A 14611-nucleotide genomic window follows, 5' to 3' on the forward strand; every position below is an offset into this window, starting at 1 on the left:
ACAATTGGCGCGGCTTTCTCGCGTGTATAGAAAGAAGACAGTGAGTAATAACAATAAAGGATTGAACGATGGGTAAGGCTGCCTGCTTTGAAACCAGAGATGCAAGAAGAGTGACTATGAAACCAGTTGCCGCCAAGCCAAACCTACGTAACCAACAACGCGTTGATGTTGCTACCGAAGCCCGGATTGAAAAAACGGACGGCAGCTGCCTGACCTGTAAAGTCTCCAATATTTCCCGAACCGGCCTGATGGTTCTCTGTGATCAGGATTCCGTGAAAAAACTGGTTCCCGGCCAGAAAACACCGGCACCCGGAAACTGGATATCCGTAACCACGACATTCTCTGTACCGGTTATTGCCAATCAACCCGTTTCAGTGATCGCCGGAGGCAACATTGTCCACATGCGCCGGATTGCCCGCGACCAGTTCCAGCTCGGCATCCAGTTCGCAGAGTTCGAAGGCAATGGTTTCGATTATGTGAACAACTACGTCAGCAAACTGCTTTCCACCTCGCCGCACTGACTCAGAAGTTTTACCCTTCAGCCTTTCCTGCCGCTATATTGTTATAGCAGCAAACTCTAGTTACCCGACTTCTTATGCCATGGCCTGATCTGGTATCATTGCGGCATTCACACGCCCAGCCTCTATCGAATCCGGAGGCACGCAAAGCGGTAACAGGACACGATGACCACTTACAACCTGACGCACCTCAAGCAACTGGAAGCTGAAAGCATCCACATCATCCGGGAAGTTGCAGCCGAGTTCGACAACCCGGTCATGCTCTATTCCATCGGGAAGGACTCCGCAGTAATGCTGCACCTGGCCCGCAAGGCCTTCTATCCGGGGAAACCGCCATTTCCGTTGATGCACGTGGATACCACGTGGAAGTTCAAGGATATGATCGATTTCCGCGACCGCAAGGTAAAGGAATACGGCCTGGATCTGATCGTTCATAAGAACGAAGACGGTATTAAACAAGGCATCGGCCCCTTTACTCACGGCAGTGCCAAGCATACCGACGTAATGAAAACCCAGGCCCTCAAACAGGCGCTGGACAAATACAAGTTTGATGCCGCTTTTGGTGGCGCTCGCCGGGATGAAGAAAAATCCCGCGCCAAAGAACGTGTTTACTCCTTCCGTGACGAGTACCACCGCTGGGACCCGAAGAATCAGCGCCCTGAGCTGTGGAACATCTACAACGGCAAGATCAACAAAGGCGAGAGCATCCGGGTCTTCCCGCTGTCCAACTGGACCGAGCTGGACATCTGGCAGTACATCTATCTGGAAAACATTGAAATCGTGCCACTCTACTACTCCGCCAAGCGGCCCGTAGTGGAGCGTGATGGCACGCTGATCATGGTGGACGATGACCGCATGCCTTTGAAAGAAGGCGAAAAACCGATGATGAAGTCCATCCGTTTCCGCACCTTGGGCTGTTACCCACTGACCGGCGCCATTGAATCCGAGGCAGACACACTGCCGGAGATCATCCAGGAAATGCTGCTGGCAACCAGCTCCGAACGTCAGGGCCGCGTGATCGACCACGATTCGGCCGGCTCCATGGAACAGAAAAAGCGGGAAGGGTACTTCTAAGATGTCACACCAGTCTGATCTGATTGCCGAAGATATTCAGGCCTACCTGAAGCAACATGAAAACAAGGAACTGCTGCGGTTGCTGACCTGCGGTAGCGTGGACGACGGCAAGAGCACCCTGATTGGTCGTCTGCTGCACGATACCAAGATGATCTATGAAGATCATATGGCCAGCCTTAAGTCGGACAGCGCCAAAATGGGCACGACCGGCGAAAAGCTCGACTTGGCGCTGCTGGTGGATGGCCTGCAGGCCGAGCGCGAACAGGGCATCACTATTGACGTTGCCTATCGCTTTTTCTCTACGGACAAGCGCAAGTTCATCATTGCCGACACTCCGGGCCACGAGCAGTACACCCGCAACATGGCGACGGGGGCATCGACGGCACAAGTGGCGATTCTGATGATTGATGCGCGCCACGGGGTTCTGACCCAGACCCGCCGCCACTCTTACATTGCCTCCCTGCTTGGCATTCGCCACATTGTGGTCGCAGTGAACAAAATGGATCTGGTTGATTTCAGCGAAGAACGCTTCAATGAAATCAAGGACGACTACCTGGCGTTTGCCAACCAGCTTGGCCTGAAAGACATTCGCTTCGTGCCACTGTCTGCCCTCGAAGGCGACAACGTTGTCAACAGAAGCGAAAACATGCCCTGGTTCGACGGCCAGCCGCTGATGGACATTCTGGAGACCGTAGAAGTCTCCCACGACAAGAACCTGGAGCACTTCCGGTTCCCCGTTCAGTACGTGACGCGCCCGAACCTGAACTTCCGCGGATTCTGCGGAACGATTGCGTCCGGCGTGATCCGTCCGGGCGACAAGGTAATGGCCCTGCCCTCACGGCGCACCAGTACTATCAAGGACGTAGTGACATTTGATGGCAATCTGGAAGAAGCTTACATCGACCAGGCCGTCACACTGACGCTGACCGACGAGATTGATGTCAGCCGGGGCGATATGCTGGTTAAGGCTGAGGATGAGCCGGAAGTGGGCAACCGCTTCACCGCCAACATTGTTTGGATGACGGACGGCCCATTGGAGACCGGGCGCTTGTACGACATCAAACTCGGCCCTACGTTTACTTCGGCCACCGTTAAAAAGATTCATCACCAGACCGACGTCAACACCCTGGAGAAGAACGACCACCCGTCGGCCCTTCAGTTGAACGAAATCGGACTGTGTGAGTTGACCCTGAGCCAACCCATTGCGTTTGATGCCTACCCGCGCAACCACGCCACGGGCAGCTTCATTGTGATCGACCGGCTGACCAACGTGACCATTGGCGCGGGCATGATTGCCGGCACCGCCGGCACCGTGGAATCTCTGGATCCGGTCACTAGCGAAGAGCGGCAGCGTCGCCTGGCGCAGAAGCCGGCGATCATTGCCTGTAACGGCAAGCAGGCCGCAGCACTGGCGCTGGCAGTAGAACGCGCGCTGTTCGATCAGGGCAAGACGTCCGTGGTACTCAGCGAGGACAACGCCGGCAATGCCGACGACCGCCGTCGCGCCGCGCAGGTGGTCAGCGCCCATGGCCTGATTGCCATTGCAGTGAATCTGGGCACTGATGTGGCATCGGCGTCCGTTTCCGCAGACGACGATCAGGAAATTACCGAAGCGGTGAATACCCTGATTCAGGATCTGATACGCAATAAGCGAGTCTAGCGCAGACCTGAAAGCTGAAAGGCCGTAATTCGACAAAGCCGTTACAATGCAAAGCCCTGATGATTAACTTCTCAGGGCTTTGTACGTTTATCAACCAAGGGACAACCGACTTCATGGCCATCAAGCAGCTTCGTACTCTCTTTGCCAGTCAGTACCAACCAGGGCAACCAGCACGTATTCGTCCTGGAGAGACCCTGGCTGAGCCAGGGGGCGACTACGAAGCCCTACACAAGCAGATGAAGCGCCTGTTCAACAGCAAACCGGGCAAGAAGTACGGTCGTTTTTCCGAAGATATTGGCGAGAGCCCTTTCAGCGGTTGGCTGAAGGATTACCGGGAAGACAAGCAGTCTTTCTCCTCCCTGACTGACCGCTTGTTCGGTCAGTGGCAGGAGCTACTGAACAGTGCCCAGGAGGAGTTTGAGGGGCACCTGATGATTGTCCACGAAGCCCTCGCGGATGCGGAGGTGGTGTACCTGCTCATCCTGGAAAACGATAGCGCGATGCGTTTTGACTCACAGCAGACACTGGACGCGACAGATATCCTGAGCCTGTCTCGACTGAATCTGGCGGTGCGCGTGGAATTGGACGACTGGCTGAGTGACAACGCCGGCGAGAACTATCTCACGCTGGTCCACGCCCGCGGCTCCGGCGAAGGTGGCGACCTGTTCATCAAGCTGTGTGGTTTTACCAATCAGGTGGATGTGGAGAAGGAAACGCTGACGTTCATGGACGCGGTGGAAGCCTTTGCCAAGTCTTCAGAGCCTGAAGAAGCGGGCAAGATTCGTGCGCGTGCCTATGAGTTCTCGAAGGAGCAGCATGCGTTGGGTGAGCCAGTGGCCATTGAGGCGCTGTCGGGCTACCTGGACGAGAACGAGCCCCAGCGTTTCAAGGAGTTTGCCAGTGAAACCGCTGAGCTGCCGGAAAGCGGGGTGCTGCACCCGGATCACCGCAAGGTGAAGAAGCTGGTTCGGATTGCCGGTTCCGGTGGTGGCATGAGTGTGTCGTTCTCTTCGGACCTGGTGAATCAGGCGGTTTACTATGACCGTGACAACGACGCGTTGACGATTACGCGGTTGCCTAAGGCGCTGCGGGAGCAATTGCAACGTTACCTGGAGGGGCGTGAAGAGTGATGTTATTGGCCTGTTAGTCTGATGGCTTTGGGGGCTGGTCCCGCCATGGGGTAGCATTTTCTTCTGGAAAAAGAACTCGCTGCGCTCGGACACCTTTTTCCGGCAGAAAATGCTACCCCACACCGTGACCGATCAAATTACGAGTTAGCGCTAAGGCTTTACGACTCATCAACTGTTTTTGCTGCGGTGTCGGTCCACCTCGGACGGTTTGCGCGCAGCTTCCGAACTTCCTGCATCCAACCAACGCCGTCAACCAATTCACCGGTTTCCGGGTCGATGGGTGGATACGGCAGGTTGCGGTCGTCGCAGTAGCGTTTAACGACCGGCTGGCACCAGCGGAATAACAGACGGTTGTACTCATCATCCGGCAATCTCTGGCGCTCATACAGGCCTGCCAGTTTCCGCTGCCGCTGCGCTTCGGACAGGATAATCGCACAGGCGGACGACACGTTCAGCGATTCCACCATGCCCATCATGGGTATCATAATGTGCTCGTCGGCCTGTTCGGCGGCTCTGTCGCTGACGCCATCCACTTCGTTGCCCATGATCACCGTGCAAGGCACGGTGAAATCCGCTTCCCGGTAATCAATCGCTCTGTCCGACAGTTGGGCGGCGTAGAGTTTGTGGCCCTGCCCTTTCAGCTCCGAAACCGCATCGTCCATGGTGGGGTGCGTGCGAGTGGTCACCCAGTTGTAGCTGCCGCCGGCGGTTTTGCGGAAGGCCCGAAAACCCTCCCTTGGCCAGACCACGTGCATGTTGGCGAGACCAAAGGCGTCGCAGGAGCGGATGATGGCCGACAGGTTGCGGGGTTTGTGGACCTGGTCGGTGAGGACGCTGAGATCGGGCTGGCGAGTATCCAGGGTTTGTTTGATTCGGGCCAGGCGTTCGGGAGTCATGATTGTTTGAGCGTTCTAGAAAATGAGAAAAACCAATACTACCACAAGCGATTTAGAGGATTGCCGAGACAAAGGTGGTTGCCGATTGATCACCCCGTTATAATGTGCAGCTAACTTTTTTCAGCGCCACCGCCAACCTCCCGGCGCAAATCACACACCAAGCACGTTGAGACTCATGGCCAAGAAGCTGTACATCAAGACCCATGGTTGCCAGATGAACGAGTACGACTCATCACGCATGGCAGACCTGCTGCGTACCGGCGAAACCGTCGAAATGACCGACTCGCCGGATGACGCCGACATCCTGTTGCTGAATACCTGCTCCATCCGCGAAAAAGCCCAGGAAAAGGTATTCCACCAGCTGGGCCGCTGGAAGAAACTGAAAAACAGCAAACCGGACCTGATCATTGGCGTGGGCGGTTGCGTGGCGAGCCAAGAAGGCCAGGCGATTATCGACCGTGCCCCTTATGTTGACATGGTTTTCGGCCCGCAAACCCTACACCGCTTGCCTGACATGATCACCGAAGTCCGCGCCAAGGGTAATGGTGTTGGCGTGGTAGATGTGAGCTTCCCGGAAATCGAGAAGTTCGACAATCTGCCAGATCCGGGCGCGGACGGCCCCTCTGCGTTTGTGTCCATAATGGAAGGCTGCAGCAAGTACTGCACGTTCTGCGTGGTACCTTACACCCGTGGCGAGGAAGTCAGTCGCCCGGTGGACGACGTGATCGCAGAAGTGGCCCACCTGGCCAGTCAGGGAGTGCGTGAGGTAAACCTGCTCGGCCAGAACGTGAATGCCTACCGTGGAGAAACCCACGATGGCGACATCATGGACATGGCTGAGCTGGTGACCCTGATCGCCACCATCGACGGCATCGACCGCATCCGGTATACCACCTCACATCCGGTGGAGTTTTCGGACTCGCTGATCGAAGCCTATGAGCAGGTTCCAGAGCTGGTCAGCCACCTGCACTTGCCGGTGCAAAGTGGCTCAGACCGAGTCCTGGCGGCCATGAAGCGCGGGCATACGGCACTGGAGTATAAGTCCAAACTCCGCCGCCTGCGCAAGATTCGCCCGGACATCAGTTTCTCCTCGGATTTCATCATTGGCTTCCCTGGGGAAACCGAGAAGGATTTTGAGGACACCATGAAGCTGATCAACGATATCGGCTTCGATATGTCGTTCAGCTTCATCTACAGTGCCCGGCCCGGCACTCCGGCGGCAGATCTGCCGGATGACACGCCGCTGGAGGTGAAGAAACAGCGCCTGAGCATTCTGCAGGACCGGCTGAACCAGAACGTGATGGACATCAGTCGCAAGATGGTCAGTACAACCCAGCGTATCCTCGTGACCGGCCTGTCCAAGAAGGACCCTGGTGAATACGCAGGTCGCACCGAGAACAACCGCATTGTGAACTTCCGGCATGAGAATCCGGAGGTGGTTGGGCACTTTATTGATGTGGAAATTCGGGAGGCTCTGCCTAATTCTCTACGGGGTGTGCCTGTTAGTTCCGAGATGTTTTAAGCCTTGGCCCAATTCGTCTGGGGTTTGGTGATTGGCGAGTGGTGGGTACATCCTCCCAAAAAACGCTACAAGCACATCCCTGTGCGCTTGGGCTCCGCCATCCATGGCTCCGCACATTTTCGGGAGGATGTACCCACCACTCTCCGCGAACTCTTCTCGTGTCTGCAGTGTGCAAATGGTCTTGTATTTAAAGAAGCGGGCCTGCACATAGTTGAATAAGGGCGCGGGTCGGAGGGCTGTTCCAAAAACGTGGAGCGCCAGGGATGGCGCGACCGAGCCCTACAGGGACGTATTCACGGGCGTTTTTTGGAACAGTCCTCCGACCCGCGCCCGCTAGCACAAATCGTGATATACCCACTCCCTGAAGGCAAAGGGAGTAAACAAACGGAGCACTTTTGAACGCCAACGATCACAGACAATTCGACCTGCACCCGGTAGACCAGCGCCGGCTGACCACCCTTTGCGGACAGTTTGATGAGCACCTGAAGCACATTGAGCGGCGCATGAACGTCAAAGTTGGCCGCCGTGGCCATCATTTCCGGGTGGAAGGTGAAACCGAACATGTCGCCGCAGCCACCGAGGTTATTCGGCACCTGTACCGGGAAACCGAGTCCAACGACGATATTTCCCCGGACATGGTTCACCTGTTTATCCGCGAGACCGGGTTCGAGCGGCTGCCAGATGATGTGCCGTACAATGGCGCCGTCACCGTCATCAAAACCCCGAAACTGCAGGCCAAGCCCCGGGGCGAGAACCAGCAGAAGTACGTGCACAACATTCGAACCCATGATGTGAACTTTGGCATTGGCCCCGCCGGCACCGGCAAAACCTGGCTGGCGGTGGCGTGCGCGGTTGAGGCACTGAAAGACGAACAAGTGAAGCGCATCCTGCTGGTCCGGCCGGCCGTGGAAGCCGGCGAAAAGCTCGGCTTCCTGCCGGGCGATCTGGCCCAGAAGGTGGACCCTTATCTGCGCCCCCTCTATGACGCCCTTTACGAGATGCTGGGCTTTGACCATGTGACACGGCTGATCGAAAAAAGCGTGATTGAGATAGCGCCGCTGGCCTTCATGCGCGGCCGCACCCTCAACAACTCATTTATCATCCTGGATGAGAGCCAGAACACGACCCGCGAGCAGATGAAAATGTTCCTCACGCGGATCGGCTTTGGTTCCACCGCCGTGATCACCGGTGATACCACCCAGGTAGATCTTCCCCGAGGGCAGAATTCCGGCCTGATACACGCCGCAGGCGTGCTGAGCAAGGTGTCTGGCATTGGCTTCACGCGGTTTGAAGCCAGGGATGTCGTGCGTCACCCGTTGGTGCAGCGGATTGTCGAGGCTTATGACTCCTTTGACGACGGGAGTGCCACAGGCCAGTGAGTGAACTGACAACGGACTTGCAGCTGGCCGTCGAGGCGACCGGGGTGCCGGCAGACACCGATTTTGAGCGCTGGGCCCAGGCGGCGTGGTTGGGCGAAAACCCATCTGAGGTGACGATCCGTATCGTTGCCAGTGATGAGAGCGCCGATCTGAACAACCAGTATCGCGGGAAATCAGGGCCAACCAATGTACTGTCCTTCCCATTTGAGGCGCCAGCCGGTATAACGGTTCCGTTGGCCGGTGATCTGATCATCTGCGCTCCGGTGGTGGAGAAAGAGTCCGCCGAGCAGCGAAAAACGCTGACGGAACACTGGGCCCATATGGTGGTGCACGGTATGCTGCACCTTCAGGGCTACGACCACATTGAAGACAGTGATGCCGAGGTCATGGAAGCCCTCGAGATCCGGTTGCTTGCGCAACTCGGGTTCAGCAATCCTTACGAGACAGAGGAAACGGAAAAAGACTCATGAACGACGATCAGTCGAGTCGCAGTCAGGGCAGCAACAAGTCCTGGCTGGAGCGTATATCACAGGCCTTCTCCAGCGGGCCTGAGTCCGTCGAGGACGTGCTGGAAATCCTGCGGGACGCAGAGTCCCAGGAAATCATCGATACCGATGCCATGAGCATCATCGAAGGTGCCATGCAGGTGATCGACATGCGGGTGGATGAAATCATGATTCCCCGCTCCCAGATGGTCACCGTCAAGGCATCCCAGGAACCGAAAGAATTTCTTGGCGAAATCATTTCATCTGCCCACAGCCGCTTCCCCGTTATTGGCGACAGCCAGGACGATGTGATTGGCGTGCTGCTAGCCAAGGATCTACTCCCCCTGGCCCTGAACAACGACCTCAACTGGACCCGCATCCGCGAGATTCTTCGCCCTCCAACGTTTGTACCGGAGAGCAAGCGCCTGAACCAGTTGTTGAAAGAGTTCAAGGAAACCCGCAACCACATGGCCATTGTGGTTGATGAATATGGCGGTACTGCCGGCCTGATCACCATTGAGGACGTGCTGGAACAGATCGTGGGCGAAATCGAAGACGAACACGACTTCGATGAGGAAACCCACATCAAAGCCCGAGGCGATGGCACTTTCGCCGTAAAAGCAGTTACACCCGTCGACGACTTTAACGAATTCTTCGAAACCGAGCTGGACGAGGAAGAGTTCGACACCATCGGTGGCGTTGTACTCAAGGAGTTCGGTCACCTGCCCAGACGGGGCGAGTCGGTTGAGTTTGGCGGGTTGCAATTTACCATCGCCAACGCCGATAACCGTGTCATCCGTCTGCTGCAGGTAACGCGTGGTGATGACCAGTAATACAACAGCCCAAACCTCCGTGCTGACATCCGCCCTTTCTGAACACGCCTGGCTGCGAGCGGCTACCCTGCTGGTTGCCGGTGCGTTGCAGACACTCACCTTCTCTCCCTTTCACTGGTGGTGGCTGGGACCGGTGTCAGTCGCGCTGATACTGCTTTGCTGCCTGCCGCTGGCCCCTCAGAAGCTGTTTCGGGCTGGCTGGCTGGTCGGATTGGGGCTATTCGGTACCGGCGCAAGCTGGGTCTACATCAGCATCAGTGAACACGGCAACACCTCGGTGCCGCTAGCGTTCATCCTGACGGTTGTTTTCGTGGCGGGGCTTGCCCTTTTTCATGGCCTGGCGTTCTGGGCCTGGGGCAAACTGGCCAAGGCCAGTACGGTCAGGCGGCTGCTTCTGTTTCCGGCCATCTGGATACTCGGTGACTGGGTCCGGAGCTGGTTACTCACGGGCTTTCCCTGGCTCTACCTGGGAACGGCTCACGTTGATGGCCCGCTGGGGGGATTTGCACCCCTTATTGGTGTTTACGGTGTTACCTTCTGGGTAACGGTCACCGGTGGTGCTGTCATTGCCTGCTGGTGGCTGGCAATGAAAACCCGCTATGCCAGCGCTGCTCTCGTGGCCGGTGCGGTGCTACTGCCCTGGGTAACCGGCCCGGCCGTCTCGCAGGCACAATGGACGACCCTGGACGCGGAACCAACCACGTTTGTCGCGATGCAGGGCAACATTCCTCAGCAAATCAAGTGGGACCCGGACTTTCTCCGGGACCAGATCGTGGCGTACCTGGAGCTGACCGAAGATCACTGGAATACTGATTTGATTCTGTGGCCGGAAACCGCTATTCCGATCCCCCAGGACCAGGCTGGCAAAATCATCGACCATATCGGTGAAGAGCTGGGAGAGAACAGCACACTGATCACCGGCATTCCCTGGTACGGCTTCAGTGACCGCATTGAAGACTTTACCTACCACAACAGCATCATGGCTATTGGTAATGGCGGCGGCATCTACCACAAACAAAAGCTGGTGCCTTTCGGAGAGTACGTACCGCTGCAGCAATGGCTTCGCGGTCTGATCGGCTTTTTCGACCTGCCCATGTCCAGCTTCAGCCGGGGGCCAGCCAATCAGGCGCCACTTGACGTCAATGGCACCAGGGTCATGCCGTTTATCTGCTATGAAGTAGCCTATCCGGACTTCGTCGCCTCCAACGCCCGCAACAGTGGCATGCTGCTGACCATCAGTAACGATGGCTGGTTTGGCGACTCCATTGGCCCGCTGCAACACCTACAGATCGCCCGCATGCGAGCCCTGGAAACCGGTCGCTATATGCTGCGAGGCACGAACAATGGGGTAACGGCCATTATTGACGAGAAAGGCCAGATCACTGAAACCATCCCGCAGTTTGAACGTGCGGTGATGACTGGCGAGGTCTATGCGGCCGAGGGCGATACGCCCTACATGCAATCCGGTTCCTGGCCGGTGCTGACGCTGGCGGCGATTCTTATTGTGTTTGTTCGGGAACGGGTCATTCCTCGGAACTGAGTAGCCTGGACTTTGGTGCCTGGCCACGGGGTGGGGGTACCTTTTCTTTGGAAAAAGAACTCGCTTTGCTCGGACACCTTTTTCTGGCAGAAAAGAGACCCCCACCCCATGGCCGCTCCGGTTCTGTGCTGAACGCCTTTTGCTCGGCTTATATCTACTCAGACTTCCGTGGCCAGCGGCTGGTGACGCGTTCATAGTAGTGGGAGCCGCAGGCGTCGCAGGGTTCCAGGTGGCTGGTTGCGGTCAGGCAGCGCATGTGGCTGCAGTTGAGGCATTTGAACATTCCGGCGGTGGCCACTTCGCCGCTGATGTACTGGCTGGGCTCATGGTTTTCCAGTTTCTGGTTCAGCTCGAGCGTGTCCAGTCGGGTCTTGTCAGCCACCGAGAACAACATATCTGCCAACTGGTGTTCCAGCAGGGATATATCCAGTTGCAACCATTCCTTCAGGCCTTCGCCTGTCTCCTCCACAAAGTGCAGCAGGTGCTCAAGGTCCCTTTGCAGGTAGGCGCCCAGAAGATCCGCTTCTTCGCGGGTCATCTCTGCCAGTTCATACTCGAATTCCACCGCCCGTTCGATTTCCTCTTTCAAGGTATCGCGAGTGGTGTTCTCCATGTCACTGAGCCGGGTCTGGACCCGTTCCAGCATGCGGTCGTAGGCCTCGAGGGCCCTGCCTGAGAGATGATTGCGTTCTGGTTCGGTCATGACTGCTCCTTTTGCTGGATTACTGATCTAGAGCCGGGGCAGAGCGGGTATGGCTGTCCAGGGATGTCAAAAACATGGATGTTTTTGTCAAGCGTGCAGGGACGTATTTACAGCGTGCCCTGGACAGCCATACCCGCTCTGACCTTCACCGTAGTAATAAGTCTGGCACAGTATCGGGAATTTGGCAGACTACCTGTTAAGCCTTGTGTGCGTTAGAATGTTCGGCCGCTTCGCACATCTTTTTTGATACGGTCTGATAAAAGGGTAACTTTGGTAATGGCAGGAATGGACCAGCAATACAATCCCCGCGATGTTGAACAACAAGCCCGTACCTATTGGGAAGACAACAACACGTTTACGGTGAAGGAAGAACCGGGCAAACCCAAATACTACTGCCTGTCCATGTTCCCCTACCCCAGCGGCAAACTGCATATGGGGCACGTACGCAACTACACCATTGGCGACGTGATCTCCCGCTACCAGCGCATGCAGGGCAAAAACGTTATGCAGCCCATGGGCTGGGACGCGTTCGGCCTGCCCGCTGAAAACGCCGCCATTGCCAACAAGACTGCGCCCGCGAAGTGGACCCACGCCAATATTGCCTACATGAAGAACCAGCTCAAACAGCTGGGCTTCGGATACGACTGGAACCGCGAGCTGGCCACGTGCAAACCAGACTACTACCGCTGGGAGCAATGGTTCTTCGCCCGCCTTTACGAAAAAGGCCTGGTGTACAAGAAGATGTCCACCGTCAACTGGGACCCCATCGACCAGACGGTGCTGGCTAATGAACAGGTGGTTGATGGCCGCGGCTGGCGCTCAGGCGCCTTGGTTGAACAGAAAAAAATTCCCCAGTGGTTTATCCGCATTACCGATTACGCCGAGGAACTGCTGAACGATCTGGACGAGCTGGAGGATTGGCCCGAGCAGGTCAAGACCATGCAGCGTAACTGGATCGGAAAATCCGTGGGTACCGAGCTGACCTTTCCCCTCAAAGGCCGCGAAGACGCACTGGACGTTTACACCACCCGCCCGGACACGCTCATGGGCGTGACTTACATGGCCGTGGCCGCGGAACATCCCATTGCCAAAGCCGCCTCCGAGCGCTATCGCGAAGTCGCTGAATTTGTCGAGCAATGCCGTAACAGCAAGGTTGCCGAAGCGGATATGGCAACCATGGAAAAGAAAGGCATTGATACCGGCTACAAAGCCATTCATCCGCTGACGCAGGAAGAAATTCCTGTTTACGTCGCCAACTTCGTGCTGATGGAGTACGGCACCGGCGCACTGATGGCGGTGCCCGGCCATGACGACCGGGACCACGAGTTCGCGCTCAAGTATCGCCTGCCCATCAAACAGGTTATCGCCGCCACGGACAGCCGCGAAATCGATGTTCAGGAGCGTGCCTTCACCGAAAAAGGCGTTCTGGTATCTTCCGGAAAATACAACGGCCTGACCAGTGCGGAAGCGTTTGACGCGATCGCCGATCACCTGGAAGAAAACGGTATTGGCAAGCGCACAGTCAACTATCGCCTCCGGGACTGGGGTGTGTCACGCCAACGCTACTGGGGCGCACCGATTCCGATGATGACACTGGAAGACGGCACGGAACGTCCGGTGCCAGACGACCAGTTGCCGATTAGGCTTCCCGAGGATGTGGAGATGGACGGCGTACAGTCGCCCATCAAGGCCGACCCGGAGTGGGCGAAAACCAGCTATGACGGACAGCCGGCCACGCTGGAAACCGACACCTTCGATACCTTCATGGAGTCTTCCTGGTACTACGCCCGCTTCTGCAGCCCCAACTACGACAAGGGCATGCTGGACCCGGCCGCCGCCAACTACTGGTTACCGGTGGATCAGTACATCGGCGGCATTGAGCACGCCATTTTGCACCTGCTCTATGCTCGCTTCTTCCACAAGCTGCTGCGGGATGTCGGGCTGGTCAACAGCTCCGAGCCCTTCAACCGCCTGCTGTGCCAGGGCATGGTGCTGGCCGAAACCTATTATCGTGAAGACGACAACGGTGCCAAGATCTGGATCTCGCCAGCGGATGTCATCACCGAGAAGGACGACAAGGGTCAGGTCGTGCGCGCCGTTCACAAGGACGACGGACAACCGGTGGTAGCCGGTGGTGTGACCAAGATGTCCAAGTCCAAGAACAACGGCATTGACCCCCAGGCTATTATTGATGAGCACGGCGCCGATACCGTGCGTCTGTTCATGATGTTTGCGGCGCCTCCAGAGCAGTCCCTGGAATGGTCCGACAGCGGCGTTGAGGGTGCCCACCGTTTCCTCAAACGCCTGTGGCGCATGGTCAGCGAACATACTGAAAGCGGAACGGTACCTGCCCTGGATACCACCGCCCTCAGTGAAGGCCAACGCAATCTTCGTCGCAAGACCCACGAAACCATCGCCAAAGTGAGCGATGATGTAAGCCGACGGTTGACGTTCAACACCTCCATCGCGGCGGTGATGGAACTGCTCAACGATGTCAGCAAACTGATTGACGATGAGCCCCAGAGCCTGGCGGTTCGCCAGGAAGCGCTGGACACCGCAGTACTCGTCCTGTCTCCAATCGTTCCCCATATCTGCCATCAGTTGTGGCACGCATTGGGTCACAACGAGCCTGTGGTTGACGCGCCCTGGCCTGAGGCAGACAAGGACGCCATGGTTCGCAGCGAGATTCAGGTTGTCCTGCAGGTGAATGGCAAAGTCAGGGCAAAGGCCGACGTTCCAGCAAACATCGAGAAGAGCGCACTGGAAGCTCTGGCACTCGAAAACGAGAATGTTGTCCGTTTCACTGAAGGCAAAACCGTCCGCAAGGTCATCGTGGTACCCGGCAAACTGGTGAATGTGGTGGCGAACTGA

At 56.8% G+C, this 14611-nt stretch carries 12 protein-coding genes; 10 read left to right on the top strand and 2 right to left on the bottom strand.

Features of this window, described 5'->3' with window-relative positions; genetic code table 11:
- The first annotated feature begins 116 nt into the window (after positions 1–116).
- The 4 genes from AC0B60_RS07370 to AC0B60_RS07385 all read left to right on the top strand — a co-directional run bounded on the left by AC0B60_RS07370 (position 117) and on the right by AC0B60_RS07385 (position 4382).
- Positions 117–521: a PilZ domain-containing protein gene (locus AC0B60_RS07370; RefSeq protein ID WP_465085102.1), complete on the top strand. Its 405-nt coding sequence runs from the start codon at positions 117–119 to the stop codon at positions 519–521.
- A 162-nt stretch (positions 522–683) separates the two neighbouring features.
- Positions 684–1592: a sulfate adenylyltransferase subunit CysD gene (cysD, locus tag AC0B60_RS07375; protein WP_007155648.1), complete on the top strand. Its 909-nt coding sequence runs from the start codon at positions 684–686 to the stop codon at positions 1590–1592.
- Position 1593: 1 nt separating this feature from the next.
- Positions 1594–3252: a sulfate adenylyltransferase subunit CysN gene (cysN, locus tag AC0B60_RS07380; RefSeq protein ID WP_465085103.1), complete on the top strand. Its 1659-nt coding sequence runs from the start codon at positions 1594–1596 to the stop codon at positions 3250–3252.
- A gap of 113 nt (positions 3253–3365) precedes the next feature.
- Positions 3366–4382 carry a nucleoid-associated protein gene (locus tag AC0B60_RS07385; RefSeq protein ID WP_465085104.1) on the top strand — a complete coding sequence of 339 codons (1017 nt, stop codon included), beginning with the start codon at positions 3366–3368 and terminating at the stop codon, positions 4380–4382.
- A 158-nt stretch (positions 4383–4540) separates the two neighbouring features.
- Here AC0B60_RS07385 and trmH read toward each other — a convergent pair whose 3' ends face one another.
- Positions 4541–5278 (bottom strand): tRNA (guanosine(18)-2'-O)-methyltransferase TrmH, encoded by a 738-nt coding sequence (gene trmH / locus AC0B60_RS07390; protein WP_465085105.1) that lies wholly within the window; start codon positions 5276–5278, stop codon positions 4541–4543.
- Positions 5279–5453: 175 nt separating this feature from the next.
- On the opposite strand from trmH, the gene miaB reads away from it, so the two are divergent.
- From miaB to lnt, 5 genes are all read left to right on the top strand, one after another.
- On the top strand, positions 5454–6800 hold the full coding sequence (gene miaB / locus AC0B60_RS07395; RefSeq protein WP_465085106.1) for a tRNA (N6-isopentenyl adenosine(37)-C2)-methylthiotransferase MiaB: 1347 nt from the start codon (positions 5454–5456) through the stop codon (positions 6798–6800).
- A 395-nt stretch (positions 6801–7195) separates the two neighbouring features.
- Positions 7196–8179, top strand: coding sequence for a PhoH family protein (locus AC0B60_RS07400; RefSeq protein WP_465085107.1), 984 nt, complete (start codon positions 7196–7198; stop codon positions 8177–8179).
- Positions 8176–8649, top strand: a complete 474-nt coding sequence (gene ybeY / locus AC0B60_RS07405) for an rRNA maturation RNase YbeY (RefSeq protein ID WP_465085108.1) — start codon at positions 8176–8178, stop codon at positions 8647–8649. The genes AC0B60_RS07400 and ybeY overlap by 4 nt, the downstream gene beginning before the upstream one ends.
- On the top strand, positions 8646–9497 hold the full coding sequence (locus AC0B60_RS07410; RefSeq protein ID WP_465085109.1) for an HlyC/CorC family transporter: 852 nt from the start codon (positions 8646–8648) through the stop codon (positions 9495–9497). Before ybeY ends, AC0B60_RS07410 begins: the two co-directional genes overlap by 4 nt.
- The gene (lnt, locus tag AC0B60_RS07415) at positions 9487–11037 is read left to right on the top strand and encodes an apolipoprotein N-acyltransferase (RefSeq protein ID WP_465085110.1); all 1551 of its coding nucleotides are present in this window, start codon (positions 9487–9489) and stop codon (positions 11035–11037) included. Before AC0B60_RS07410 ends, lnt begins: the two co-directional genes overlap by 11 nt.
- Before the next feature lie 154 nt (positions 11038–11191).
- Here lnt and AC0B60_RS07420 read toward each other — a convergent pair whose 3' ends face one another.
- A complete protein-coding gene (locus AC0B60_RS07420) occupies positions 11192–11740 on the bottom strand; it encodes a zinc ribbon-containing protein (protein ID WP_465085111.1) in 549 nt (182 codons plus the stop codon).
- A gap of 285 nt (positions 11741–12025) precedes the next feature.
- Here AC0B60_RS07420 and leuS point away from each other — a divergent pair, with 285 nt between their 5' ends.
- Positions 12026–14611 (top strand): leucine--tRNA ligase, encoded by a 2586-nt coding sequence (leuS, locus tag AC0B60_RS07425; protein ID WP_465085178.1) that lies wholly within the window; start codon positions 12026–12028, stop codon positions 14609–14611.

The sequence above is a fragment of the Marinobacter sp. V34 genome (assembly GCF_055524115.1).

Coding starts and splice junctions, on each gene's coding strand:
- leuS (WP_465085178.1), top strand. CDS start 12,026: ATGGACCAGCAATACAATCCCCGCGATGTTGAACAACAAGCCCGTACC.
- lnt (WP_465085110.1), top strand. CDS start 9,487: ATGACCAGTAATACAACAGCCCAAACCTCCGTGCTGACATCCGCCCTT.
- AC0B60_RS07410 (WP_465085109.1), top strand. CDS start 8,646: ATGAACGACGATCAGTCGAGTCGCAGTCAGGGCAGCAACAAGTCCTGG.
- trmH (WP_465085105.1), bottom strand. CDS start 5,278: ATGACTCCCGAACGCCTGGCCCGAATCAAACAAACCCTGGATACTCGC.
- miaB (WP_465085106.1), top strand. CDS start 5,454: ATGGCCAAGAAGCTGTACATCAAGACCCATGGTTGCCAGATGAACGAG.
- AC0B60_RS07370 (WP_465085102.1), top strand. CDS start 117: ATGAAACCAGTTGCCGCCAAGCCAAACCTACGTAACCAACAACGCGTT.
- AC0B60_RS07420 (WP_465085111.1), bottom strand. CDS start 11,740: ATGACCGAACCAGAACGCAATCATCTCTCAGGCAGGGCCCTCGAGGCC.
- AC0B60_RS07385 (WP_465085104.1), top strand. CDS start 3,366: ATGGCCATCAAGCAGCTTCGTACTCTCTTTGCCAGTCAGTACCAACCA.
- cysN (WP_465085103.1), top strand. CDS start 1,594: ATGTCACACCAGTCTGATCTGATTGCCGAAGATATTCAGGCCTACCTG.
- cysD (WP_007155648.1), top strand. CDS start 684: ATGACCACTTACAACCTGACGCACCTCAAGCAACTGGAAGCTGAAAGC.